The 25,339-nt window shown below is 72.1% G+C and carries 25 protein-coding genes; 13 read left to right on the top strand and 12 right to left on the bottom strand.

Annotated features, from left to right (window positions below):
• Positions 1-50: 50 nt before the first annotated feature.
• From yidC to AC3A5R_RS10875, 6 genes are all read left to right on the top strand, one after another.
• Positions 51-1,031: a membrane protein insertase YidC gene (gene yidC, locus AC3A5R_RS10900; protein ID WP_487620785.1), complete on the top strand. Its 981-nt coding sequence runs from the start codon at positions 51-53 to the stop codon at positions 1,029-1,031.
• A 97-nt stretch (positions 1,032-1,128) separates the two neighbouring features.
• Positions 1,129-1,857, top strand: coding sequence for a Jag family protein (locus tag AC3A5R_RS10895; RefSeq protein WP_487620784.1), 729 nt, complete (start codon positions 1,129-1,131; stop codon positions 1,855-1,857).
• A gap of 78 nt (positions 1,858-1,935) precedes the next feature.
• Entirely contained in the window at positions 1,936-2,736 is an 801-nt protein-coding gene (rsmG, locus tag AC3A5R_RS10890) for a 16S rRNA (guanine(527)-N(7))-methyltransferase RsmG (RefSeq protein ID WP_487620783.1), read from the top strand.
• A 650-nt stretch (positions 2,737-3,386) separates the two neighbouring features.
• Entirely contained in the window at positions 3,387-4,424 is a 1,038-nt protein-coding gene (locus tag AC3A5R_RS10885) for a ParA family protein (protein ID WP_487620782.1), read from the top strand.
• Positions 4,425-4,758: 334 nt separating this feature from the next.
• Entirely contained in the window at positions 4,759-5,037 is a 279-nt protein-coding gene (locus AC3A5R_RS10880; protein ID WP_487620781.1) for a hypothetical protein, read from the top strand.
• Between the two features lie 400 nt (positions 5,038-5,437).
• Positions 5,438-6,517, top strand: a complete 1,080-nt coding sequence (locus AC3A5R_RS10875) for a ParB/RepB/Spo0J family partition protein (protein ID WP_487620780.1) — start codon at positions 5,438-5,440, stop codon at positions 6,515-6,517.
• 51 nt (positions 6,518-6,568) lie between these two features.
• Here AC3A5R_RS10875 and AC3A5R_RS10870 read toward each other — a convergent pair whose 3' ends face one another.
• Positions 6,569-8,017: a hypothetical protein gene (locus tag AC3A5R_RS10870; protein WP_487620779.1), complete on the bottom strand. Its 1,449-nt coding sequence runs from the start codon at positions 8,015-8,017 to the stop codon at positions 6,569-6,571.
• A 163-nt stretch (positions 8,018-8,180) separates the two neighbouring features.
• On the opposite strand from AC3A5R_RS10870, the gene AC3A5R_RS10865 reads away from it, so the two are divergent.
• Complete coding sequence (locus AC3A5R_RS10865; protein ID WP_487620778.1) at positions 8,181-8,861, top strand: DNA-formamidopyrimidine glycosylase family protein; 681 nt, start codon at positions 8,181-8,183, stop codon at positions 8,859-8,861.
• Positions 8,862-8,902: 41 nt separating this feature from the next.
• Positions 8,903-9,013, top strand: a complete 111-nt coding sequence (locus AC3A5R_RS10860; protein WP_487620777.1) for a zinc finger domain-containing protein — start codon at positions 8,903-8,905, stop codon at positions 9,011-9,013.
• A gap of 43 nt (positions 9,014-9,056) precedes the next feature.
• Here AC3A5R_RS10860 and AC3A5R_RS10855 read toward each other — a convergent pair whose 3' ends face one another.
• Together AC3A5R_RS10855 and AC3A5R_RS10850 are read right to left on the bottom strand one after the other, a co-directional pair.
• Positions 9,057-9,458 (bottom strand): PNPOx family protein, encoded by a 402-nt coding sequence (locus AC3A5R_RS10855; protein WP_487620776.1) that lies wholly within the window; start codon positions 9,456-9,458, stop codon positions 9,057-9,059.
• 11 nt (positions 9,459-9,469) lie between these two features.
• Positions 9,470-9,793, bottom strand: a complete 324-nt coding sequence (locus tag AC3A5R_RS10850) for a DUF1905 domain-containing protein (RefSeq protein ID WP_487620775.1) — start codon at positions 9,791-9,793, stop codon at positions 9,470-9,472.
• Positions 9,794-9,856: 63 nt separating this feature from the next.
• On the opposite strand from AC3A5R_RS10850, the gene AC3A5R_RS10845 reads away from it, so the two are divergent.
• The 3 genes from AC3A5R_RS10845 (at position 9,857) to AC3A5R_RS10835 (ending at position 12,040) form a co-directional block, all read left to right on the top strand.
• Complete coding sequence (locus AC3A5R_RS10845; protein ID WP_487620774.1) at positions 9,857-10,747, top strand: metallophosphoesterase family protein; 891 nt, start codon at positions 9,857-9,859, stop codon at positions 10,745-10,747.
• 114 nt (positions 10,748-10,861) lie between these two features.
• A complete protein-coding gene (locus AC3A5R_RS10840) occupies positions 10,862-11,143 on the top strand; it encodes a DUF4287 domain-containing protein (protein ID WP_487620773.1) in 282 nt (93 codons plus the stop codon).
• A gap of 69 nt (positions 11,144-11,212) precedes the next feature.
• Positions 11,213-12,040: an alpha/beta fold hydrolase gene (locus tag AC3A5R_RS10835; RefSeq protein ID WP_487620772.1), complete on the top strand. Its 828-nt coding sequence runs from the start codon at positions 11,213-11,215 to the stop codon at positions 12,038-12,040.
• 63 nt (positions 12,041-12,103) lie between these two features.
• Here AC3A5R_RS10835 and AC3A5R_RS10830 read toward each other — a convergent pair whose 3' ends face one another.
• Positions 12,104-13,120, bottom strand: a complete 1,017-nt coding sequence (locus AC3A5R_RS10830) for a glutathione S-transferase family protein (protein WP_487620771.1) — start codon at positions 13,118-13,120, stop codon at positions 12,104-12,106.
• Between the two features lie 104 nt (positions 13,121-13,224).
• Here AC3A5R_RS10830 and AC3A5R_RS10825 point away from each other — a divergent pair, with 104 nt between their 5' ends.
• Entirely contained in the window at positions 13,225-13,902 is a 678-nt protein-coding gene (locus AC3A5R_RS10825) for a GNAT family N-acetyltransferase (RefSeq protein WP_487620770.1), read from the top strand.
• A 4-nt stretch (positions 13,903-13,906) separates the two neighbouring features.
• On the opposite strand, the gene AC3A5R_RS10820 is transcribed toward AC3A5R_RS10825, so the two are convergent.
• The 8 genes from AC3A5R_RS10820 to AC3A5R_RS10785 all read right to left on the bottom strand — a co-directional run bounded on the left by AC3A5R_RS10820 (position 13,907) and on the right by AC3A5R_RS10785 (position 23,664).
• On the bottom strand, positions 13,907-15,127 hold the full coding sequence (locus AC3A5R_RS10820) for an N-acetylmuramoyl-L-alanine amidase (RefSeq protein ID WP_487620769.1): 1,221 nt from the start codon (positions 15,125-15,127) through the stop codon (positions 13,907-13,909).
• A gap of 160 nt (positions 15,128-15,287) precedes the next feature.
• On the bottom strand, positions 15,288-15,611 hold the full coding sequence (gene trxA / locus AC3A5R_RS10815) for a thioredoxin (protein WP_207556001.1): 324 nt from the start codon (positions 15,609-15,611) through the stop codon (positions 15,288-15,290).
• An 83-nt stretch (positions 15,612-15,694) separates the two neighbouring features.
• The gene (trxB, locus tag AC3A5R_RS10810) at positions 15,695-16,729 is read right to left on the bottom strand and encodes a thioredoxin-disulfide reductase (protein WP_487620894.1); all 1,035 of its coding nucleotides are present in this window, start codon (positions 16,727-16,729) and stop codon (positions 15,695-15,697) included.
• Between the two features lie 179 nt (positions 16,730-16,908).
• Positions 16,909-17,769, bottom strand: coding sequence for a hypothetical protein (locus AC3A5R_RS10805; protein ID WP_487620768.1), 861 nt, complete (start codon positions 17,767-17,769; stop codon positions 16,909-16,911).
• A gap of 227 nt (positions 17,770-17,996) precedes the next feature.
• Positions 17,997-18,569 carry an RNA polymerase sigma factor SigM gene (gene sigM, locus AC3A5R_RS10800; protein WP_487620767.1) on the bottom strand — a complete coding sequence of 191 codons (573 nt, stop codon included), beginning with the start codon at positions 18,567-18,569 and terminating at the stop codon, positions 17,997-17,999.
• Position 18,570: 1 nt separating this feature from the next.
• Positions 18,571-20,703, bottom strand: coding sequence for a protein kinase family protein (locus AC3A5R_RS10795; RefSeq protein ID WP_487620766.1), 2,133 nt, complete (start codon positions 20,701-20,703; stop codon positions 18,571-18,573).
• A 97-nt stretch (positions 20,704-20,800) separates the two neighbouring features.
• The gene (locus tag AC3A5R_RS10790) at positions 20,801-23,116 is read right to left on the bottom strand and encodes a DUF6049 family protein (protein WP_487620765.1); all 2,316 of its coding nucleotides are present in this window, start codon (positions 23,114-23,116) and stop codon (positions 20,801-20,803) included.
• Positions 23,117-23,178: 62 nt separating this feature from the next.
• Positions 23,179-23,664 carry an NUDIX hydrolase gene (locus tag AC3A5R_RS10785; protein ID WP_076263003.1) on the bottom strand — a complete coding sequence of 162 codons (486 nt, stop codon included), beginning with the start codon at positions 23,662-23,664 and terminating at the stop codon, positions 23,179-23,181.
• Positions 23,665-23,767: 103 nt separating this feature from the next.
• On the opposite strand from AC3A5R_RS10785, the gene AC3A5R_RS10780 reads away from it, so the two are divergent.
• Positions 23,768-25,258, top strand: a complete 1,491-nt coding sequence (locus AC3A5R_RS10780) for a CCA tRNA nucleotidyltransferase (RefSeq protein WP_487620764.1) — start codon at positions 23,768-23,770, stop codon at positions 25,256-25,258.
• Positions 25,259-25,339 lie beyond the last annotated feature (81 nt).

The following is a 25,339-nucleotide window of genomic DNA, read 5'->3' as shown; positions in this document are numbered from 1 at the left end:
GTGACCGGACCGAAGGCATGGCCGGCTCACCGGACGACAGAGGACACACGTTGAGCGAGTTCTTCAACACCCTGCTCTACCCGATCAAGCTGGGTGAGGCATGGGTCATGTACGCCTGGCACTGGCTGTTCGACGCGATCGGTCTCAACGGTGACCTCGCCGGCTGGGCCTGGGCCTTCTCGATCGTCGGTCTGACCGTCGTCGTCCGGCTCCTGCTCATCCCGCTGTTCGTGCGCCAGATCCACTCCTCCCGCCGGATGCAGCTCATCCAGCCGGAGATGCAGAAGATCCAGAAGAAGTACAAGGGCAAGCGCGACCCGGAGAGCCAGAAGGCTCAGCAGGCCGAGATCATGGATCTCTACCGCCGCACGGGCACCAACCCGTTCAGCAGCTGCCTGCCGATCCTCATCCAGAGCCCCTTCTTCTTCGCGCTCTTCCAGCTGCTCAACAACCTCAAGGCCCAGGCCGAGGGCAAGCAGCCCGGCATCGGCCCGATCACCAACGAGGTCGCCCGCGCCATCGAGAGCTCGACGATCTTCGGCGCCAAGCTGTCCGACTCCTTCGTCTCGAGCGACCAGCTCAGCGTCAAGATCCTCACCGCGGTGCTCATCGTGCTCATGTCGGCGACGACCTTCACGACGCAGTACCAGCTGATGCGCAAGAACATGCCGTCCGCGGCGCTCGACAACCCGTTCGCGAAGCAGCAGAAGGTGCTGCTGTACCTGATGCCGATCTTCTTCGCGATCTCCGGCATCAACTTCCCGATCGGTGTCCTCATCTACTGGCTCACGACGAACCTCTGGACGATGGGGCAGCAGTTCTACGTCATCCGGAACATGCCCGCGCCGGGGTCCGAGGCCGAGGCCAACCGCCGCAAGCGGCTCGAGCGCAAGGGAAAGACGTTCGAGGAGCTGACGGTGCCCGGGCTCGACGGCGCCGACGCTGCCGAGGATGCCCCGAAGGCCGGCCAGCGCCAGCAGCCGAAGAGCAAGAAGCGCTCGAAGACGACCGCTCCGAAGAACCGCCGCTGAGGCGTCCGTCCACACTCTTGTCCATACCTGCTGAGCCCCTGACCTGCAACGACGCGAGTTGTCCACAGGCCTGGGCCGGTGAACGAAGGAGCATCCCATGAGCGACACCCAGGCGACCGGCGACGTGGCCGTCGAGACCACCGTCGACAGCGCTGAGACCACGACGGCCGCAACCACCGACACCACCGACGCGACCGGCACGAGCGACGCCGCCACGAACGACGTGGCGGCCGAGGGCACGGCCCCTGTCACCGAGCAGGCCGAGTCCGCAACCGAGGCGGGCGACGCCGACGCGGCATCGGACGACGACGCCGACGACGCCGACGACTCGGCGGAGAAGTCGGACAAGCCGTCGCGCGTGCGCCAGCTCGAGCGGGAGGGCGAGGTCGCCGCGGACTTCCTCGAGACGCTCCTCGACATCGCCGACCTCGACGGGGACATCGACGTGGACGTCGACGGCGACCGCGCAGCGGTCGCGATCGTCGACTCCGAGGACGGACGCGTGCCGCGCCGTCTCGTCGGCCCCGGCGGCAAGGTGCTCGAGGCCCTCCAGGAGCTGACTCGCCTCGCGGTCCAGGTCGAGACGGGTGAGCGCAGCCGCCTCATGCTCGACATCGCCGGCCACCGGGCCGAGCGTCGCTCCACCCTGGTCGACCTCGCCCAGACGGCGATCGACCAGGTCAAGACGACGGGTGAGAAGTCGTCGCTCGAGCCGATGTCGGCGTTCGAGCGCAAGGTCGTCCACGACGAGGTCGCCGCCGCCGGTCTCGTGTCCGAGTCCGAGGGTGTCGAGCCGAACCGCCACGTCGTCATCCTGCCGGCCTGATCGCCCACGCGTTTCACGTGAAACGGGGCGGCCCGAGTCCGGCGGCCGCCGCTGACGACGCAGGACTAGGAGCACGGCGTGGCTGACGAGGAGAGCGGGTCGAGCGGACCCCCGGTCGTCCCGGCCACCCCGGATCTCGCCGCTTCGGTGTTCGGGGAGCGGCTCCCGCTCGCGGAAGAGTTCGTCGCGGTGCTCGCCGACACGGGCATCAGCCACGGGCTCATCGGTCCGCGTGAAGCCCCTCGTCTCTGGGACCGACACGTGCTCAACTGTGCCGTCGTGCACACCGCGATCCCGGTGGCGCAGGACGGCCAGCAGGTCATCGACGTCGGGTCCGGCGCGGGGTTGCCGGGCCTCGCCATCGCCATCGCGCGACCGGACCTGCACGTCCACCTCGTCGAACCCCTGGCGCGCCGGACGGGATGGCTGTCGGGCGCGATCGCGCAGCTCGGCCTCGGGAACGTCACCGTGCACACCGCGCGGGCCGAGGCGCTGTGGGACACCGTGCACGCGCCGTGGGTCACGGCCCGCGCGGTGTCCGGCATCGTCCAGCTCGCCGAGTGGACGCTTCCCCTGCTCACGCCGAACGGGAACCTCCTCGCGCTCAAGGGGTCCCGCGCTCGGGACGAGCTGGAGGAGAACCGCACTGCCCTCACTCGTCTCGGTGTCGTGGACGCGTCGGTCGAGGAGTACGGCACCGACGTCCTCGCCGACCCGACGATCGTCCTGCGTCTGACGATCGGTGAGGCGGTGGACCGCCGCCGGTTCCGCTCCCGTGCGCCCAGCAGCGCAGGATCGGCGCGACGACGTGCGGATCGACCGCGTGGTTCGCGGCGCACCGGCCCGGCGTCCGACAGACGTCGGCCGCATCAGACATGATCGTGTCGAGACCTTTTCGGCGGTGGATGCGACGGGCCGCCCGTTCCGCGCCACCGCCACCCTCGCCCGCGATCCCCGGAGGTGCACTCCCCGTGACGATGTCGACGAACCTGGGGTGGCCCAGCGAACCCGAACCGTCGCCGGAGCACCGTCGTCTGGGCTGGCTCGCCCGCATGCTCGGCGGTGTTTCACGTGAAACCGCGCAGGCGCCGGGCCCGGCAGAGCCGGCCGCAGCCTCGGTCACGCCGGGCGGCGAGGCCCCTGAGGCCGCGGTCGTCGATGCAACCCTCGTCGCCGACACGAGCGTGGTGACGGACGGCCGGGTGGAGGGCGGCACCGCTGACCCGGGGGAGCGCCGGCCCACGGTTGCCGATGAGCCCGGGCGCAGCGACGTGGACCGCGCAGAGCCGGGTGCGGTGGAGGCACTAGCCGACGCCGGCGAGGGCGCATCCGAGAGCGTGGCTCGGGACGCGAGCGAGGCGCAGAGCGGTGGCTCCGCCCCGGGGGTGCTCGCCTCCGAACCCGCTCCGGTCGACGAGGATCCGGATCACCAGGGCGACCAGGCGGACGAGACAGACGAGGCGGTCGACGACGACCGCGAGGCGGCCTCAGGGCCCGACGACAACACGGATGATGAGGAAGAACGACCTGTGGACAACACGGTGGACGACGCGCCCGAGATCACGCTCTCCACGCAGGAACCGGGGGTGTCAGCGGCTGGGGACAACGTTGTGGACGACGAGGCCCGCCGCCGCGCGTACGCCGATGGACATGCCGACCGCGAGGCGATCGTCGCCGCCCTGCCGAAGGCCGACGACGACACCCCGCTGGCTCGCGAGCTCGCCGAGAACGCCCGTCGTCGTATCCAGCTCACCGGGCGGCCCTTCCCCAAGCCGGCCGCCCCCCGGGTCCTCACCGTCGCGAACCAGAAGGGGGGCGTCGGCAAGACGACGACCACGGTCAACGTCGCCGCCGCCCTGGCACAGTCAGGACTGACGGTCCTCGTCATCGACCTCGACCCGCAGGGCAACGCGAGCACCGCCCTCGGCATCGATCACCACGCCGAGGTGCCGTCCATCTACGACGTCCTCGTCGACGGGACGCCGCTGCTCGACGTCGTCCAGCCGTGCACCACCGTCGACAGCCTCTACTGCGCGCCCGCGACCATCGACCTCGCCGGCGCCGAGATCGAGCTCGTCTCGTTGGTGGCCCGTGAGACGCGGCTGCAGAAGGCGATCGCCGCAGCAGGGGAGGCGGGCCACAGCTACGACTACATCCTCATCGACTGCCCGCCGAGCCTCGGGCTGCTGACGGTCAACGCGATGGTGGCCGCGAGCGAGGTCTTCATCCCCATCCAGTGCGAGTACTACGCCCTTGAGGGCCTGTCGCAGCTGCTGAAGAACATCGAGCTGGTCCGAGCTCACCTCAACCCGCCGCTGCACGTCTCGACGATCCTGCTGACGATGTACGACGGTCGCACCCGGCTGTCGGCACAGGTGGCCGAGGAGGTGCGCGAGCACTTCCCGGAGCAGGTCCTCAGGACGACGGTGCCGCGTTCCGTGCGGATCTCCGAGGCCCCGAGCTTCGGGGAGACGGTCATGACGTACGACTCGACGAGCAGTGGCGCCCTGGCGTACCTCGAGGCCGCCGGCGAGATGGCCGATCGGGGTGCCGTCGGGGTTGCCTGACGGATCCTTGTTCACGTCCGATGACGGCGCCGCCCCGGAGGGGCGGCGCCGTTTCACGTGAAACGGGCTGGGCGGCCGCGGCGGGTGGCGGAGCGCTTGCGACGGCGAATCGGTTTCACGTGAAACGACGCGGCGGGTCGGAGCACCTGCGACGGCGAATCGGTTTCACGTGAAACGACGCCGCGCCTCAGATGCTGCGCCTCCGCCGCCGTGTCTCCGAGCCGCGCTCCCGTGACCTCGGGGAGCCGACCGGCGCGACCCGAACGAGCCCTCGAGCGGACACGCGCCACCGTCGATGCTCGAGCAGCCCGCCGCCAGGGGGCATGGTCTGACGGTGCACCATCTCACCGAACGACAGGCTGAGGCCCCACGGGGTCGTGGCGCCGGCATCGAGCAGATGCTCAGCCGCGACCTCGACGGCGGCATCGTCGAATGGCTCTCCGCCCGACGGGGGCCCGGCAGCCTCGAGCTCCACCGGTTCGCCGTCGTCGACGAGGGCGCCGATGCCCTCGTCGACGTCAACGAGTTCCGACCCCCCGACGCCGGCGAGGACCCGGGGAGGGCGTCGTCATCGCCAGCTTCGAAGGGACGCGGGATCCGCTCGAGGCTGTGACGAGCGAGGGGGCTCGTCCTGATCACTGGGTCAACGAAGGCGTGAAACAGGACGAGTACGCAACGCTCCGCAGCAACTGGCGGTAGGTCGCCGGGAGCGCCGCCCGATGCATCCAGCACGTCGCACCTGTTGTGCCGGGTCTCGGTGGTCGGCGCCCGGTACCGGTTTCACGTGAAACGAGCCCCCGCACCGGAGCAGCCGCACCCTCACGTAGCTCATCGCCGTTTCACGTGAAACGAGGCCGAAGCACGCCTGCCGTGATCAGGGGCAGGCGTGCGTGGCGTTTCACGTGAAACGCCCACTGCCGCAACGGGGGTTGCCTGCGCGTCTCACCGGTGACGAGCACCTAGACTGAGCGCCGGACGCGAGGGTCGCGCCGGACATGGGCAGAGGATGTTGAATGGCGGAGAAGCGTCGCGCACTGGGTCGGGGTCTCGGAGCGCTCATCCCGAGCGCACCGAGTGGGGGAGCGGGTCGACCGGTCGACGTCTTCTTCCCGGAGCAGAAGCGCGAGGAGGACGGCGGTGGCATTGCCCTCGCCACCGAGGAGTCACCCGAGGCCCCCGTCGCGCCGGTCGGCGGAGCCGACGCTGCCCCCGCCGCATCGCAGCCGGCCCCGCCTGCGGACGGTTCCCAGCTCGCGGTCGTCCCCGGCGCGGAGTTCGCCGAGCTGGACATCGACTCGATCCGGCCCAACCCGCGCCAGCCGCGCACGGTCTTCGACGAGGACCACATGGGCGAGCTCGTCCACTCGATCCGCGAGATCGGCGTCCTGCAGCCCATCGTCGTGCGTCGCATCCCGGACGACCAGCTGGGCGAGGCCGAGGGCAAGCGCTACGAGCTCATCATGGGAGAGCGGCGCTGGCGGGCGTCGCAGCAGGCCGAGCAGGCCACGATCCCGGCGATCATCAAGGACACGAGCGACGACGACCTCCTGCGCGACGCGCTCCTGGAGAACCTGCACCGCAGCCAGCTCAACCCGCTCGAGGAGGCGGCCGCCTACCAGCAGCTGCTCGACGACTTCGGGTGCTCGCACGAGGAGCTCGCGACGCGCATCGGGCGGTCACGTCCGCAGATCTCGAACACGCTGCGCCTGCTCAAGCTGCCCCCGCTCGTCCAGCGGCGCGTCGCAGCGGGCGTCCTGAGCGCCGGCCACGCCCGGGCACTGCTCGGCCTGCCGGATGGTGCCTCCATGGAGCGGATGGCTCAGCGCATCGTCGCCGAGGGGCTGTCCGTCCGCACGGTCGAAGAGCTCGTCGCCCTCGGTGAAGGGGGCCAGGCCCCCAAGCCGCGCCGCCCGCGGGCGGGATCGCGCCATCCTCAGCTCGAGGAGTACACGTCGGGGCTCGCCGACCACCTCGAGACGCGGGTGGCCATCGCCCTCGGGCAGCGCAAGGGCAAGATCACGGTCGAGTTCGCCTCGGTCGAGGACCTGCGGCGCATCCTCGGCCTCATGGGCGTCGACGGTCAGAACCGCTGACCGCGAGAACGAGCTCCCCAACGGCAGAGCGGCGTTCGGCAGGCGCGCGACTCAGAGCCAGGCCGGTGGCCCCGGCACCCTGACACCGATCGCGCCACTGACGCGCACCACCGGACCGGCCGGCGTCCGGGCCTTCAGCTCGCTGCACTGTGCCGGGGAGCACCAGTGCGTGACGATGCCGCCGTACTCGTAGAACATCATCTGGATCGCACCGGCGACCGCGTCACCCCTGATGGTGCGGCGCACTGAAGGGTCCTGGTAGAGCACGACGTCGCGGATGCCGGTGCGCTGCTGAGCGGTCACGGCGGCGTCGATGATCGCGGCATACTCGCGGCGGGTCTGCTGGTGGGCCGCGACGTCGGTACGCCACTGGAAGAGACCCGTCACCGACAGGGCCACGAGCGCGGCGACGCCCACCCACCGGGCCCACCCGTCGCTCGCGAGGAGCAGTCCGGCCGGGACGACGGCCAGCAGCCAGCCCCAGAGCAGGCCGCGCGGGTTGGTCGCGACACCGGTGACGACGGTCTGCGCGCCGTCCAGGGCGACGATGACGGTGAAGCCGGTGAGGACGCGCAACCACGGTGCCCGCGTCCGCCGGTCGAGGAGTGCCACGACGCCGAGCACCCCGATCGCACAGAGGGCGGCCCAGCCCAGGGCCTTGGCGAGCGAACGCATGTCCCCGACGTACCGGCGGGTGTTGACCACGAGATCGTGCAGGTTGTGAGCCGTGTTGGGGTGGCGCCAGGCGGCGATCCGGATCCCGAAGTGGCGGAACGCGATCCAGTTCAAGAGGTAGATGGCCAGGATGCCGAGCCCGTAGCCCACGACGAAGACCACGCAGACTCCGATGGTCGTGCGCCACGAGGGAACCCTCAGGTGGACCAGCGCCGCCACGAGCAGCACCGGCGCCATCGGCGGATACGTCAGCACGCACAGCACCGTGGCGAGGCCCATCCAGATCCCCAGGCGGGCGCGCGTCGTCGAGGCGCGGGGGAGGGACCACACGGCGAGGGCCGCCACGACGACCGACGGGGTCAGCGTGGCCGGCCAGTAGACCAGCCGCTCCCACAGCGGCGAGGCGAACACCGCCAGGGCCATCAGCCCGGTCGCGAGCCGGCCGCGAACCGCGAAGAGCCGCACGAACCCGACGACGAAGAAGCCATAGGCCAGCGCGTAGAGCAGCGAGGCCACGAGAGGCGTCTCGTGCTGACCCACGACGAGCCACCACGCATAGTTGAGCCAGCGGCCCTCCGTGAGGTTCTTGTGCCAGACATCGGACCCGCCCGGGGCGTGCGCCGGCAGCATGTAGGGCCAGTCGTCGCGCCGGATGAACGGCGTGACCACCTGAGCCGCGTAGCCGCTACCCAGCACGCCGAGGACGACGGCGAGCACCGACACCCACACGGGCACCCGACCGTCCGTGACCTCGCGGATCTCGGCCGCGGGATGTTCGTCGGTGTCGTCCTGCACCCGCCTGACATGCACGGAGCCAGTCGCCATGTGCTCTCCTTCTCGGAAGCCGCCGGCGACTGCTGTTCCCCCTTCGGCAACGATACGGTAGCCGCGGGCAGGAGGAGACCCTGACGTGACGGGCCGCCGATGGACCGATCACCCGACCGATGCGCGGAGGAGAGCAGTGCCCGAGGGCCACACGATCCATGCCTTGGCGGCTCGACTCGAGCGGGCGTTCTCCGGCCGCGTCGTGGGGGCGTCGAGCCCGCAGGGACGGTTCGCGGCCGACGCGGCACGTCTCGACGGCCACGAGCTGCAGGGCGCGCGGGCGCACGGCAAGCACCTCTTCGTCGACATCGGACCGTCGACGCTCCACGTGCACCTGGGGCTCATCGGCAGCTTCCCGGTGCGCCAGGCTCCGGGCGGCGTCGTCCCGGTGCCGTTGCCGACCGTGCGTCTGCGACTCGAGACCGAGTCCCACTACGCCGACCTGCGCGGCCCGATGACCTGCACGCTCGTCGACGCCGATCGAGAGCGTGAGATCGTGGGCACCCTGGGGCCCGACCCGCTGCGCAGACGTCAACGACCGGAACGCGCCCGGCTACGAATCAGCAAGAGCCGCAAAGGAATCGGCGAGCTGCTCATGGACCAGTCCGTGGTCGCCGGCGTCGGGAACGTGTACCGCAGCGAGGTGCTGCATCGCCAGGCCGTCGATCCGCTCACCGCCGGTCGAGACCTCTCGCCCGAGGCGTGGACGGCCCTGTGGGACGACCTGGTCCTGCTCATGCCGCTCGGCGCGACGTTCTCGCAGATCCTGACCATGCCCGACCAGGTCGAGGCTGCGCGACGGCTCCGCCGCAGCGGCGCGCCCGGGTCGTCACCGAGTCCCTGACGGGCGAGCGTCTCGGCGACCACTTCGAGCGTCGGTTTCTCGTGTACAAGCGCACCGGCCTGGCCTGTCCGCGCTGTGCGGCCACGGTGCAGGACCGTGCCGTCGCCGGACGCACGCTCTACTGGTGCCCTTCCTGCCAGGTGCGCCGCTGAGACAGCCACGGACTCGTGCTCACGCCTGCGACGTTCCCTGGGTTCACCACGTGCTGAAGGGAGCTCGTGCCCGGACGGGGATCTCGACGAAGTCGTGACAGCCGAGCACCGGCAGCATCGCGCGCGGTGGCTGCGGCATGCGTCGCAGCCCCTCCGACTCGTCGAGGAAGGTGGGGGTGCCGAGCGTCAGCAGCTCGTGGCGCAGGTGCATCCGGCCGCCGTGGGCGGCACGGAGGTTGGCCAGCCAGTCGACGCCACGGCCGTAGGTGAGCGCCACCGTGACGTGGTCACCGCCGTCGAAAGCCATGATCGGCACGCGGAAGACGCGTCCCGAGCGGCGGCCGACGTGCTCGAGCTCGACGAACCAGCCGTGTCCGGCCAGGTGTCGCATCGCCTTGTTGAGCACATCGCGGTTCACCGTGGTGACGGCTCGGGGAAGGGGCACTCTCGGTCTCCTCAGTCGGCGACGCCGTCGGTGACGAGGTCGAGGCGCAACCGCACGACATCGCCGAGGTCGACGCCCTCGGCCGTGCGCACGTGCGCCTTGATCGGGACGACGAAGCCGCCGTCCTTGGGGAACAACGACGTCCGGAACTCGGTGCGGCCGAGCCGACCGTGCACGGGCAGGCAACCCCAGCCATAGCTCGCGAACGACCACGAGGACACCTCGTCGAGCTCGGGCTCGGGAACGACGACGAAGTGGTATGGCGAGGGCCCGCGCCAGTAGACGACCTCGCCCGTGAAGTCGACGCGGAAGAGCCCTGGGGCGGTGGGTGCCACGACACCCAGCATCCAACGCACCGACCCCCATCACAACGAGGCGCACGGTCGTAGATTGACGTCATGGTCTTCACGGGGAGCCGACCGGCGCCGACGCACGTCCTCGCCCACCTGTCCGACACGCACCTCATCGCGGGTGACGGACTGCTCCAGGGGCACATCGACACGGTCACCCAGCTGCGCCAGGCGCTGGAGAAGGTCGAGGCCTCGGGCGAGCGGTTCGACGCCATCGTGCTGTCCGGCGACCTCACCGACAGCGCGCAGCCGGAGGCGTACGCGCGTCTCCGCGAGCTCGTCGAGCCCGTGGCCGAGCGGCTGGGCGCCACCGTCGTCGTGACGGGAGGCAACCACGACGAGCGGCGCCCCCTCGCACTCGGGTGGTTCGGACGCGACACGGACGAGCCCCAGGACACCGTGACGGACGTGGGCGGCTTGCGGATCGTCGCGGTCGACTCGGCCCTGCCCGGCTTCCACCACGGCGGCTTCTCGGACAGCCAGTACGCGTGGCTCGCCGATGTCCTCTCGACGCCGGCCGAGCACGGGACCGTGCTCGTCATGCACCACCCGCCCATCACCTACCGGTCCCCGGTCATGCAGCTGCTCGACTTCGACGACCCCGGCCGGCTGCGCCGCGCGCTGGCGGGCTCGGACGTGCGTGCCATCCTCAGCGGTCACCTGCACGTCACGAGCTTCGGCACGCTCGGCACCGTCCCGGTGTTCGTCGCGGGCGGCGTGTCATACGTCGACGACGTCGGCGCCCCGCGCGAGCTGCTCATGGGGGTCGACGGCCCGCAGTCGTGGAACCTCGTCGAGGTGCACGGCGACCACGTCGTCGCCACGGTGGCCCCGGTGGCGCAGCACCCGACCTGGCCCAGCCTCAGCGACGCCGTGGTCGACTACATGGCCACGGTCCCCGAGGAGGACCGGCGCACCGTCTTCTCGACGAAACACTGACCTTTTGACAATCGAAATGTCGAGGCCGGCCGATCCAGATCGACATGGGGGTGACGGCCACCGGGACCACCCGGAACCACCAGCACCCGCCACCCCGCTGACAAGGAGCACGACATGTCCTTCCAGGCCTACCTCGACGCGATCGAGACGAAGACCGGCCTCGCCCCGCAGGAGCTGCTCGAGCAGGCGGCCGCGAAGGGCTACGGCCCCGACACCAAGGCCGCGGTCGTCGTCAGCTGGCTCGCCGCCGACCACGGACTGGGTCGGGGTCACGCCATGGCCCTGTTCCACGTCGTCAAGAACGGCGCGGAGATCAGCGACAGGCACGTCGGCACGACAGGCACCCACCGCGACGCCTCGACACGGCTGCACCTCGACGGCATCGCGCACCGCTAGCGCAGACATGCTCGACATCCAGCACACGAAAACGACCATGCGACAAAGAGTTTCGACAGGAGACCAACGATGAGCACAACCCCGACCACTCCCACCACGGTCCGCACCGCTCAGTCCGCCGACGGCACGACGATCGCCTTCGAGGCGTACGGCAGCGGCCCCGTCGTCGCGGTCGTCGGCGGCGCGTTCTGCGACCGGGGCGCGTTCCGGGACCTCGCCCAGGCGCTCGGCGACCTCGGCTTCACCGGCGTCACCTACGACCGACGCGGCAGGGGAGACAGCGGTGACACCTTGCCCTACGCCGTGGCGCGTGAGGTCGAGGACGTCACGGCTGTCATCGAGGCGGCAGGCGAATCCGGCTCTGCTGCCTACGCGTTCGGCATCTCGTCCGGAGGCGCTCTCGTCATCGAGGCCGCCGCCGGAGGGGCACCGCTGGCCAAGGCTGCGGCCATGGAGGTGCCCTACCGCACCGCTTCCTGGCCGCCACCGCCCGCCGACTACATCGAACGCCTCGAGGCGTACGAGGAGGCCGGCGACCGCGAGGGGATCCTGCGCTTCTTCAACCGCGAGGCGGTGGGAATGCCGGACGAGATGGTCGACGGGCTCAAGGGAACCCCGATGTGGGAGCCGATGCTGTCGATGACCTACACGGTGAAGTACGACGGGTTCTGCCTCGGTGGCGACGATCAGGACATCCCCGCGGAAACCTTTGCCCGCGTTGGGATCCCGTTCCTGTCAGTGTGCAGCAGCGGCACGCAGATGCCGTGGCTCCACGACGCCGCCCAGGTCGTCGCCGACGCCCTGCCGAACGCCACGGCCGTGGAGCTGCCGGGAGAGTTCCACCAGGTCCCGGCGTCGACACTCGCGCCGGCCCTCGCCGAGTTCTTCACGGGCTGAACGGATCCCGAACTGCGGTAGGTGGGTTCCTCTGGCAGGCAAAGGGGCCCACCTACCTGAGCGTCACAGCAGGGACAGCGCCGGATTGTGGTCGGGTCGCACGGGCTCACGCACCGGGCCGGGTGGCGTGCCGTCGCCGAACGGCGTGCCACCGAGCGCCTCGCGCCCGTGCGGCGCGGCCCAGCCCTCCAGGGCGGGCCCGAGTGGCACGATCCCCGTGGGGTTCACGTCACGGTGCACGAGGTAGTAGTGCCGCTTGATGTGCGCGAAGTCGACGGTGTCGCCGAACCCGGGCGTCTGGAACAGGTCGCGGGCGTACGCCCAGAGGACCGGCATCTCGGCGAGCTTGTTGCGGTTGCACTTGAAGTGCCCGTGGTACACCGGGTCGAATCGCACGAGCGTGGTGAAGAGGCGCACGTCGGCCTCGGTCACGTGGTCCCCGACGAGGTAGCGGCGCGTGGACAGGCGCTCCTCGAGCAGGTCGAGGTGCCGCCACAACCGCGTGTAGGCCTTCTCGTACGCCTCCTGCGTGCCGGCGAAGCCGCAGCGGTACACGCCGTTGTTGACGAAGCGGTAGATCGGCTCGCTCACCGCCTCGATCTCGTCGGCCAGCGCGTCGGGGTAGAGGTCCGGGGCGCCCTCGCGGTGCAGGTCACGCCACTGCGTCTCGAGGTCGACGGTGATCTGCTTGAAGTCGTTCGTCACGACCTGACCCGTGGGCACGTCGACGATGGCGGGCACCGTGATGCCGCGCGGGTACTCGGGATCACGACGAAGGTAGGCGTCCTGGATGCGCGGGATCCCCAGCACGGGGTCGCGGCCACCGGGGTCGAGGTCGAAGGTCCAGCTGCGGCTGTCGTGGGTCGGCCCGCAGATCCCCATCGACAGCGCGTCCTCGAGGCCCAGGAGCCGGCGCACGATGGTCGCGCGGTTGGCCCATGGGCACGCCCGCGACACCACGAGCCGGTACCGGCCGGCCTCGACCGGCCAGCCGTCACGCGCGTCACGGGTGATGCGCGTCGTGATGTAGTTCGTGTCGCGCTTGAAGCTCTTCTCGACGTATGTGCCGGGTTCGCTCATGCCCTTCACCCTAGGTGCGCCGACGCGTGGCCCGGCGACGTGGCCGACGCAACGCCAGCGCGTCCGGCGGGCACGACGCGTCGCGGTCGGGTCAGAATGGGGCCATGCCCGGAACGAGGACGCGTGAGCTGCTCCCGCTCACGCCCGAGCGCGTCGGGGACCTCGTCGGTCCGTGCGCGCCGTGCACGTTCTGGCAGACCGTCCCCCACAACGGGCACGGCCGGCCGACCGACCCTCTGGACCTCCTGACGGGCTGGGTCGAGCAGGTCACGGCGGACTGGGGGCCCCCAGGACGCGTCGCCTACGTCGACGGCCACGCGGTCGGGCACGTCATCGTGGCCCCGGCCCGACACGTGCCCCGCCTCGCCGCCTTCCCCACCTCACCCTCGGACCCGGCGACGCTCATGCTCGTCACCGCGATGACGGCGAATCCCCGCAGCGCGGTCGACGGCGTCGCCCGCGGCGGCAAGGCGCTGCGCAAGACGCTCGTGCAGGCGGCGGCGAAGGAAGCACTGAACCACCGGGTGCGCTCCCTCGACGTCGTCGCGGCGCGACCCCTGGCTGTGCACCGGCACACCTGCGTGCTCGAGGCGTACCTGCTCGAGGAGGCCGGCTTCCGGGTCGAGCGGGACCACCCGACCTACCCCCGGCTGCGCATCGACCTGCGCACCCTCGTGACGATCCGCGACGAGGCGGCCGAGGCGGTGCGCCGAGCGCTGGCCAAGGTGCCCGGGGTGCGCCCGGTGCCGGAGACGCACCCGAACGGCTCGAGCCACGCCTGACGCGTCAGGTGCCGGTGCGCGGCGGTGAGGCGTCGGACCCGACCTGCTGGCGTCGCATCGCCTCGAGGTGGCGGCGCAGGTCGTCGAGGCGCAGGACGCCGGTGCGGGTCGTGTCGGCCTCGCCGAAGTACATCCGCTGGAGCGCGACGACGACGGCCTCGGCGATGGCGTCGAGGGTGCGCGCGTCGGACAGCGCCGTCGCGTCGGCCTCGTTGTTGAGGTAGCCGAAGTCGAGGCGCACGGCGGGCATCCGCGTGCGGCGCAGCAGCGACCAGGTGCGGGCGTGGGTGCGGCAGTCGGTGAGACCGGTGCGGGCCACGATCTCGCGCAGCAGCAGGTCGGCGAAGTGCTCGCCGGTGGTCGACCAGCCGGCGCCGTCCGCGTGGCCGTAGAAGAACGTGGCGACGCCGTGCGCCGAGCCGGTGGCGCTGTGGTCGGCGTGCAGCGACAGGACGAGATCGGCGTCGCAGGAGTTGGCGAAGGCGGCGCGCTCCTCGTCGGTGCCTGCGTCGGTGGCCGCCGTGCGGGTGAACACGACGCTGACGCCGTGCGCCGAGAGGCGACCCTCGATGCGCCGGGCGAGGTCGAGGGCCACCTGGGCCTCGACGAGTCCGCCGTGTCCGGTGGCACCGGCGTCGCGGCCGCCGTGGCCCGGGTCCAGCACGATGGTGCGCCCGCCCAGGGAGAACCCGCTGCGGCGGATGTGCTCGCGCTCGCGCAGGGCGTTCGCGGAACCGCCGACGACCGAGCGGCGCAGGCCGGCAAAGGCGCGCATCGTCTCCGGGCCGACGACACCGTCGGGCACGAGCCCGACCGCGGCCTGGAAGGCTCGCACGGCGGCGTCGGTGTCGGGGCCGTGGAGGCCGTCGACCTTGCCGGCTGTGAAGCCGAGCTCGGCGAGCCGGGCCTGCAGCGCCACGACGTCATCGCCCTCGAGGAAGTGCTCGGGCAGGTAGCGAAGGACGCGGTCGCCCAGGGCCCAGCGGGCACCGTCGAGCGCTGCGAAGGTCGAGAGCCCGACGACGCCGTCGACGAGCAGCCCGCGCCGCTGCTGGAAGGACTTGACCGCCTTCTCGACGCTCTCGTCGTAGATCGGGTCGCCGAACCGGTCGACGTGGCCGGCGCCCCCGGGCAGGTCGCCGGTGACGACGAGCCGCTCGCACACGGCCGCTACGGCGGGACCGGAGTCACCGCGTCGGAGCACGACGATCGGGAGAGGGGTCATGACGGCTCCTTCCGGTGGAGGAGGCCCGAGCACGGGACGCTGAGGTGACGCGAGCGGGCGGGGTGAGGTGGCCTGGAGGGCACGTGTCTCGACCCAAGGGCAGCGTAGTACGCGAAGGGGGTGGGGCCACACGGCCGACCACCCCCGACAACGTACCCGATCAGGCGATGAACTCCTCGAGCTCACGCAGCAGCTTCGGCTTCGGGTGGGCACCGACGATCGTCTTGACGACCTCGCCCTTGACGTACACGTTGAGCGTCGGGATGGACACGACGCCGTAGCGGGCGGCCGTGTCGACGTTGGCGTCGGTGTCGAGCTTGACGATCTCGATCTTGTCGCCGTACTGCTCGTTGATCTCCTCGAGGATCGGGGCCACCTTGCGGCACGGGCCGCACCACGTCGCCCAGAAGTCGACGAGCACGGGCTTCTCGCTCATGAGGACGTCGTCGGCGAAGGTGGCGTCGGTCGTGTTCTTCAGTGCCATGGAGATTCCTTCTCGGGTGCGGGTGGCGAGGTGGGTGGAGCGCTGGGTCGGGCTGGCGCGGGGCCGGTCAGGCGTCGTGCAGGTCAGGCGTCGGCGCCGACGGTGGCGCGCGGGTCGGGGATCGCGCCGGAGTCGGTGTCGTCGATGGCGGCGGCCTCCGCGGCGGCATCGGCGCTCGAGGAGGTGTCCTCGAGCGCGGCGAGGTAGTGCTCGGCGTCCAGGGCGGCCGCACAGCCGGAGCCGGCCGCGGTGATGGCCTGGCGGTAGGTGTGGTCGACGAGGTCGCCCGAGGCGAAGACGCCGGGCAGGTTGGTGCGGGTGGAACGGCCCTGGACGAGCACGTAGCCGGCGTCGTCGGTGTCGACGATGCCCTTGACGAGCTCGTTGCGCGGGTCGTGGCCGATGGCGACGAACAGACCGGTGACCGCGAGCTCGCGGGTGTCGCCGGTGACGGTGTCGCGGAGCGTGACGCCGGACAGCTTGCCCTCGCCGTGGATCTGCGCGACCTCGGAGTTCCACGCGAAGCGGATCTTGTCGTTGGCGAAGGCGCGGTCGGCCATGATCTTGCTGGCGCGCAGCTCCTCGCGGCGGTGGACGATCGTGACGGTCCGGGCGAACTTCGTCAGGAAGGTGGCCTCTTCGATGGCGGAGTCACCGCCGCCGACGACCGCGATGTCCTGGTCGCGGAAGAAGAAGCCGTCACAGGTGGCACACCACGAGACGCCGTGGCCCGACAGCTCCTTCTCGCGGGGCAGGCCGAGCTCGCGGTAGGCCGACCCCATCGAGAGGATGACGGCCTTGGCGCGGTGCACGTTGCCCTCGCCGTCGGTGACGGTCTTGACGTCGCCAGTGAGGTCGACGGCCGTGACGTCGTCGGTGACGAGCTCGGCGCCGAAGCGCTCGGCCTGGGCGCGCATGTTCTCCATGAGGTCCGGGCCCATGATGCCGTCCTGGAAGCCCGGGAAGTTCTCGACGTCGGTCGTGTTCATGAGCGCGCCGCCGGCGGTGACGGCGCCCTCGAAGACGAGGGGGGCCAGGTTCGCCCGTGCGGCGTAGACGGCGGCCGTGTACCCGGCCGGGCCGGAGCCGATGATGATGACGTTGCGCACGTCGGACATGTCGGACACTGGAACTGCTCCTCGATGACGCTCGATGACACTCTCGCTGGCACAGGTGAGGCGCCGGACGCCCCGTCGTGTGCCCACGGGTCCGCGCACCGAGTCGGCGCCGCGGGCCTCATGGGCCTCAACCGATCCTAGGCGGTCCTTGTTCCCGCGCCTCCCAGCACGCCGACGCGTCAGGGCACGGGGGTCGCAGGGTGCAGCACACCCGGTGCCTGCGCCGAGCACGAGCGCTCGACCGCCCACACGCTGCTCACGCCGTCGCGCGTCACGACGACGACCGCGGCCGGACGCCCCTCGAACGTCGCGAGGTCGGCCGACACGGCGCTAGGGGCCGAGGGGGCGACGCCCAGGCCCTCGAGGCACGACGCGAGACCCACCTCGGTGCCGATCGGGCCGATGGCGGGTGCCTCGGCGGCACCCGGGCGCAGCGGGGCGCCCGGGTGGTCGAGCAGGTCGCGGGCCTGGGCACCGAGGGTGGCAGCCGCGTAGGCGGTGCTGCCGAGCTGGATGTGGACGCCCGAAGCGGCGGGCCCCGGCGACGCCGACGTGGCGGCAGGGGTCGAGGAGCTGAACCCGCCGCCGATGACGGCGGTGCTGTTCGGGCGCTTCGTCAGGTGCAGCGCCGACGCACCCGCCGCGACCACGAGGGCGGCTGCGGCGACCGCAGCGGCCAGGTAGTACGGACCGCGGCGACGCTGCGGCCGGCGCAGCTCGAGGACGGTGGCGTGCTCGTCGTGCGGGCCAGCCGGCGCCGACGCGTCGGCGAGCGGACCCCGGTCGACGCGGAGCCGGGCCTCCTGCGCGAGGGCGACCGCGATGCGTTCGGCGACGGCGTCCGGCATCGGGCCGGGATCGGGGTCGGGCGCCGCGAGCAGGACACGGACGCGGTCGTCGAGCTCGGCGTCCGCTCCGTACGGGCCGTACGCGTCGAGCTCGGTGTCCTCGTCATGGGCGTCGTGCACGTGGTCGGGCGCGGGCTCGGTCGGTTCGTCGGGGTCGAGGTGCGGCTCAGGGGAATGCCTGGACTCGTCCACGGGGTGGGTCCTTCGTCAGGTGCGTGCAGGGTGGTGCCGGGGGCCGTGCAGAGCGTGCTGGTGCACGGTTCCGTACCCGGCAGGGACCGGGCGTGGATAGCCGTACGCCGGGGTTTCGACGCCCTGACACCGCCCCCCGGTTCCACCCGGATTCAACCATCGTGGCCTGAAGGGGGGATCCGGCCGACCGCCGTGGCAGCGAGCCGGGCGGTGACCGGACGGCGGGCTCAGGCGTCGGCGGTGGGCCGCCGGCCCGGCGTCAGCCCGAGGTGCTGGGCCAGGGCGGTGCGCCCGCGGGCGCAGCGCGACTTGATGGTGCCCTCGGCGACGCCGAGGATCTCGGCGGCCTCCGCCACGGGCACGGCGTGCATGTCGACGAGGACCAGGGCCGCCCGCTGGCCCTCGGGGAGCCGCTCGAGGGCCTCCCGGATGTCGAGGCGGACCTCGGTGGAGGCGTGGTCGTCGTGCCGGTCGGCGAGCTCGTACTCGGGCAGCTCGCTCGTGGGCTTGCGGCGCCGGAGCCGGTCGAGGCAGGCGTTGACGACGATGCGGTGCAGCCACGTCGTGACGGCGGCCTCGCCCCGGAAGGAGTCGGCGCGTCGGAACGCGGCGATGAAGCCGTCCTGGACGCAGTCGGCCGCGAGCTCGGGGTCGCGCACCGTGCGCAGCGCGACGGCCCACATCCGGTCCTTGTGGCGGCGAAAGAGCTCACCGAAGGCGTGGTCGTCACCCTCGACGTGCAGCCGGAGCAGATCCCGGTCGCTCAGCTCGGCGAACGGGGCGCCAGGGCCCCCGTCCACCTCAGCGCACCGTCACTTCGTTGATCTGGGCGCGGAAGTGCTTGGGCGCCTCGTCGGGGGCCGCCTTGGTGATGAAGACGATGATCTTCGTGGCCGGCTGGAGGTCGCCGGACGCCTTGATCGTCACAGTGCCCTGCGCGCCGGACTTGGAGCCGACCTCCTGGGCGCCGGTGCGTGAGTCGCCGCTGGTCGCGTAGACCGTGACGTCCTGCTGGGCCGGGAGGACGAGCGTGACCTCCTTGACCTGCGTCGGCTGGTTGAGGGTCAGGATGAGGCCGAGGCCGTCCTTGCCGCCGTTGTAGTCGGCGCTGCCGTACCAGCGGGAGCGCCAGCCGGTGCTCGGGTCGCCGTCGAAGGCCTTGCCGGCGTTCTGGTCGGCCTCGTTGCCGTCCTGTTCGTCGTAGCCCTTGCCGCTCGTGATCGAGACAGCCGTCGCCGGTGGCGCCTGGTTGCTCGTGCTAGGCGGCGCCTGCGTCGTGGAGCCTCCCTGGCTCTGCGACAGCTTGCGGGTCTGGGTGACCGTGACGGTGCCCCCGGCGCCGCTCGGACCGTCGTGCTGGCCGATCATGGCGACGTTCTTGATCCCGACGAAGAGCCCGATGAGCACGAGGATCCCGACGACGGCGAGGGCGATGCGCGACTGGGCGCCGCTGGGCCGCTCGGGGGTGTCGCGGCCGAAGACCGGCACCGGCGGCTCGAGACGGCCGGTGGGCGCCTCCTCGAGGGCGTCGGACAGGTGGATGTCCTCGCCGTCGAAGTCGTCGTGGCCGCCCCGCCGCTCGGCGGCCTTGGCGGCGGCCTTGTCGGCGGCGGCCCGGGCGAACGAGCCGACCTTGTCGCCGATCGTCCCGGCGACTCCCACGGCGGCCGCACCGGCGGCGGCGATCCCGGCCTGGGCGCGGGCGCTCGCCGAGTCCTCGCGGACCGTGGCGGGTGAGCCGCTCGAAGCCCCGTTGGCCGGGCGCTCCAGGAACTGGGTGTGGGCGTTCGAGGGTGCGGACGTGGCACCGGCGACGGCCTGCGGCATCTCCTCGGTGCGCTCACCGGTGCCGAGTGCGTCGTGCGTGGTGGTGGGGTCGCCCGCGTACGACTGGACGTCGGCGGCTCGCTCGGCAGTCCGCTCGGCGGTCGGGTCGGAGCCGAACGGGCTGAACGCGGCGGTGTCCTCGCCCGAGCCCGAGCCCGACGCGGCAGCTATGCCGTAGCCGGCTCCGGCTGCCGCACCGACGGCCATGGCGCCGGCGCCGAGGTCGGAGACCGCGGGGAGCACGCGCGTCGGCTCGAAGTCCTCCGGCGTCGGTGTGAGCCGGATGCCCGAGGCGCCGTCGGAGGCCGGCGGCTGCGAGGGCCAGGGCGCGATCTGCAGGGCGAGGTCGCCCGGCGACACGGGGCCCCGGTGGCCGCCGCCGAGCGTCATGCGGCAGATGAGGTCGAGATCGTTCGGGACGCCGACGGCGATCTCGGACGGCGCCGCCACGCCGCCGACGATCGTCGGGGCGGTCTCGAGGCCGACGGAACCGCCGGCCGGGATGAGCCCGCCGTCGACGGCGACGAGGGGCCAGCGCCCGGTGAGGCCGGCGTAGGCGATCTTGACGAGGCCCACGGCGTCGGCGCGCGACGCACGGTCGTCGGACAGTCGGTCGGCCCCGGTGAGGGCGGCCTCGGTGGCCAGGCCACGGACCTTGACCTCGCCGTCGGGCATCCGCAGGACCGCGCTCGGCGTCAGCGCGAGGTGGTGCAGGCCACGGTGGCCGGCCTTGTCGAGCGCCGTGGCGGCCTCGCCGGTGAGGCGCCGCACCTCGTCGGCCGACAGGCCGCCCATCTGGAGCAGGTGCGACAGCGGGAGCGCGCCGGTGAGCGGCTCCTCGACGATGAAGCCGACGCCCTGGTCGGTGCCGACGTCGAGGACGCGCACGAGGCGAGGGTCCTCGATGCCCGCGGCGCGGCGTGCGGCGTCGAGCGCCGGCGCGGCGACGGGCGAACCGCCGGGGAAGACGACGACCACGACCTCGCGCTCGAGCGTGTGGTCACTGGCGCGCCACCGTTCGTGGTGCTCGCCCTCGGAGGTGCGCAGCGTTACCGCGTAGCGACCGCCGAGGACCGTCCCGGGTCCAACTCCCTGCACGTGCGTCACCCTCCCTCGTCGTCGTCCGGATTGTCTGGTGTCGTCGCGTTCTGGTGCCTGCTCGTCGGTCGCGACAGCGCGCAACCTGCCCACATCCTAGGCGGAGTCAGTCGCGATCCCCGTCCTCGACAGCCTCGTGCGCCGCGGTGACGGCCTCGATGTCGGGGATCTCGTCGACGCGCGAGGTGCCCTTGAGCACGGCCCGGACGATGCCGGCGAGCAGGACCAGGCCCACGAGGATGCCACCGACCCAGTAGATCGCGCCGTCGATGGGGTTGGCCGACACGGCGATCTGGGCCGGCGTGCCGATGACGGTGCCGTCCGCCGTCGTGAGCCAGGCCCGGATCTCGGCCTTGCCGGCGGCGACGGCCGCCACCTCGACCTGCACGTTGGTCCGCGACGAGGGACCGATGGTGATCGGACCGGGGTCGCTGACGACCTGGACGCGCGGGTTGGTCGGGGCGAGCCGGAGCCGCAGGTCGGTGACCTCGTAGTCGAGGCCGTTCTCGACGGTGACCCGCAGCGTGCCGTTCTCGGCGAGGAGGTTGACGGTGCCGCGCGGCTGCACGACCTTGAGGGCCTGGGTGGCCGCCCGGACGTCGGCCGTCACCGACGCCGACAGCACGACCCAGCCCTTGGGGTTGTAGCGCCACCGCGCGCTCGCGAGCTCGTCGAGCACCTCGCGGTAGACCCGCTCGAACTCGGCCCCGTCGGCGAGCACGGCCGCCACCGACAGCAGCGTGTCGCGCTGCTCGGCCATGTAGTCGAGGCGTCGGGCGTCGAGCACCGGGCGCGGGGCGGCCGGGGCGACGGGGCCGGCGGGCTTCTGCTGGGCGGTGGCCTTGTCGCTCGCGGTGTCGGTGAGCAGGGACGCGGCGTCGACGCCGTCGAGCCACGGCGCGTCGGCGACGGCACCGAGGAACGCGGAGAGGTCGTCCGGGTCCGGGTCGTAGGTGCGTGGCGCCGTGACGAGGACCGACCGGGCCATGCCGGGACGCTCACCGAGCAGGACGAGGGACTCGGCCAGGAAACGCTGCGTCGGTAGGACTGCGCTCGCGTCGGTGCGTTGCGGCAGCAGGACCGACAGCCGCGGGTCGTAGGTGAGCAGGCGCGTGCCGCCGGTGGCGATGCGTGCGGCGCTCGGCGTGTACGGCGAGGCGGCGGTGACCGCGTTGCGGTTGACCACGATGCCGGCGGCCTTCTTCACCGTCGTCCCGGCCAGCAGGGTGCGGATGCCGGTCTCGCGACCGGGGGGCAGGAGCCCGTCGATGGGCCAGACGACATCGCCCCGGACCGGCTGGTGGACCCGGGCTGCGACGGCGGCGCTGCGGCTGACGAGGTCACGGATGAGGGCGTTGGCCGGGTCGGTGCCGACCGCGGCCGCGATGTCGGCGTCCGTGTAGGGCAGCGCCCAGAGGCTGCGACCGGCGAGGCCCGCCGCGAGGGTGTCGCCGAGACGGGAGATGTCGCGGGCCGCGGCCGAGACGGCCGCCGGCTGGCCACCGCTGTCGGTGGGCTGGTCGGTGGGCGTCGGCGTGCCGCTCGTACCGGTCGAGCCCGTGGCCGGTGGGGTCGGGGTCGTCCCGCTCGGGGTGCCGGTGCTCGTGCTCGTGGCCGTCCCCGTCGGGGAGCCGGAGGGCGCGCCGGCCGGTGAGGCGTCGGGGCCGAAGACGGACGGGTCGACGGCGAGGGTCACCGGGTGCCCCGCGGTGCCCGACACGATGCGGTCGACGCGGGAGCCGGGGCCGATCGTGCGTTGCCACGCCGCGAGGCGCACGTCGTCGTCACGTGAGAACAGGGCGGTGTCGGGGTTGAGCGTCAGCGGCACCACCGTCGCGAGGCGCAGCGGCACGTACTCCTTGCGGTTGTTCCACGCGAGGAACGTGCGGGTGGCGCCGGCGGGCGCCGAGGCACCGTCCTGCACCACCTCGACGGCGATCGGGAGCGCGGCGAAGGCCGCCTTGTCGTACAGCTTCACCGAGGGGAGCGTGATGCTGAAGCTCCGGGTGCTTCCCGACGCGACGTCGGGCAGCGTGCGCGTCGCGACCGTGGGGCCGTCGGCGGGCGTGCGGCCGGAGGCCCAGTCGTCGAGGGCGGTGCGCTGGTTGACGGTCACGCCACCGCGAACGACGCGCACCGTCGGCCCGGTCAGTGGCCCGGTCAGTGGCGCCGTGACCGTGCCGGTGATCCTGACGTCGGTGCCGGCTCGCACGACGCTGGGGCTCAGCGAGTCGAGGACGATGACGGCACGGTCGCGCGCGGGCGTGACGCGGGGCGTCGTGTCGGAGGTCCCGCGCTCACCGACGGCCGGGTCGGCGGTGTCCGACGTCGCCGGGGCAGACGCGGCCTGCTGCGCAGCGGCCGTGCCGAGGGGTGCGACGGTGGCGCCGAGGATGGCCGCGACGCCGAGGGGCACCGCCATTCTGCGCACGAGCCGGGTCGCGCGGCGTCCGTTGGTGCCCGGACGTCGCGACCCCCACCGGGTCACGCGGTGCCTGCCAGCCGGTTCCACGCCGCCTGTGCGATGCGGCGCTCGTTGGGGAAGGTCAGCCGGCGGTGGACCTCGTCGAGGCGCATCCACGCGACGTCGATGGCCTCGTGGTCGGGGTCGTTCTCGATGGACAGCTCACCCCCGAGGGCCTCGAGCAGGTAGTGGTGCACGAACTTGTGCACCCGTTTGGTCGATGTGGCGAACCAGTAGTCGATGGTGCCGAGCTCGACGAGCACGCGGCCGATGATGCCGGTCTCCTCGGCGACCTCGCGCATCGCGGTCTCGACGAGGGTCTCGCCGGGCTCGACGTGGCCCTTGGGCAGGCACCACTCGACGCGCCCGGCCCGGTTGCGGCGGGCGATGATGGCGATGATCGCCTGGCCGTCGCGGACGTCGACGACGATGCCTCCGGCAGAACGCTCCTCGACCGCGGGCAGTCGACGGCCAGGAACCTGGCTCGGGATCGGCTGCGCGCTCACATCGTCACCATAACGGGCACGGGGCCGGGGGTCCTCGTCGTCGGGACCGACGCGGCCGACGAGCCCGACGAGTCCCAGTGCCGCGCTCACCTAGGCTGGTCCGGTGCTCGAACGACCTGACCCCACCCCCGCCCGGCCGGCCGCCGACGCCGGGCCGGCCCTGCTCGAGGCGGCCGTCGCGCGCCTCGCGCCGGTCCTGCCGATGCTCACCGAGCTCGGCGAGCGGTTCGTGGCCGCGGGACACGAGCTGGCCCTCGTCGGTGGCCCGGTCCGCGACGCCTTCCTCGGGCGCGTCTCGCCCGACCTCGACCTGACGACCGACGCGCGCCCCGACGCCATCCTCGGCGTCGTCCGCGGCTGGGCCGACGCGCACTGGGACATCGGCCGCGACTTCGGCACCATCGGCGTCCGCAAGGGCAGCCACACCATCGAGATCACGACGTACCGCGCCGACACCTACGACCGCACGAGCCGCAAGCCGGAGGTGATGTTCGGCGACGCCCTCGACGGCGACCTCGTGCGCCGCGACTTCACCGTGAACGCCATGGCGATCCGGCTGCCGAGCCTCGAGTTCGTCGACGTGCACGGCGGCCTGCCCGACCTCGTGGGCCGCCGCCTCATGACGCCGGCCGCCCCGGAGGAGTCCTTCGCCGACGACCCGCTCCGGATGATGCGCGCCGCGAGGTTCGCCGCCCAGCTCGGCTTCGACGTGGCGCCGGAGGTGCGGGCGGCGATGGAGGAGCGGGCCGAGACGCTGACGATGATCTCGGCCGAGCGCGTCCGTGACGAGTTCTCCAAGCTCGTCCTGTCGCCCGACCCGCGTCTCGGGCTCACCCTGCTCGTCGACACCGGCCTGGCGTCGGTGTTCGTGCCCGAGCTGCCGGCGCTGCGCCTCGAGGTCGACGAGCACCACCGCCACAAGGACGTCTACGAGCACACGCTGACCGTCCTAGAGCAGGCGATCGCCCTCGAGGGCCCGGCCGACGGCCCGCCCGAGTCGGTGCCGGGCCCCGACCTCGTGCTGCGCCTCGCGGCGCTCTTCCACGACATCGGCAAGCCGCCGACGCGTCGGTTCGAGAAGGGCGGCGGCGTCTCCTTCCACCACCACGAGGTCGTCGGCGCCAAGCTGACGAGCAAGCGGATGAAGGCGATGCGCTTCGACAAGGACACGACCAAGCAGGTGTCCCGCCTCGTCGAGCTGCACCTGCGCTTCCACGGCTACGGCGACGGGCAGTGGACCGACTCCGCGGTGCGTCGCTACGCCACAGACGCGGGGGCGCTGCTGCAGCGGCTGCACCGGCTGACCCGCTCCGACTGCACGACCCGCAACGTCCGAAAGGCCCAGCGGCTCTCCCGCGCCTACGACGACCTCGAGGTGCGCATCGACCGGCTCGCCGCCGAAGAGGAGCTGGGCCGGGTACGGCCCGAGCTCAACGGCAACGAGATCGCCGAGGCGCTGGGGATCCGGCCGGGCCCGGTGCTCGGCGAGGCCTACGACTACCTGTTGTCGGTGCGCCTCGACGACGGTCCGATCGGCAAGGACGCCGCCCGCGAGAAGCTCCTCGCGTGGTGGGCGGCCCGCGCCGACGCCTGACCCGACGCGAGAGCCGCCGCCTGACCGGAGCGCCTGACCGGAGGTGACCGGAGGCCCGACCACGGGCACCCGGCGATCTGC

This window comes from Intrasporangium sp. Soil_C_50 (genome assembly GCF_057656595.1).
The sequence above is the reverse complement of the archived record's forward strand: the minus strand, read 5'-3'. Positions and strand labels throughout refer to the sequence as shown.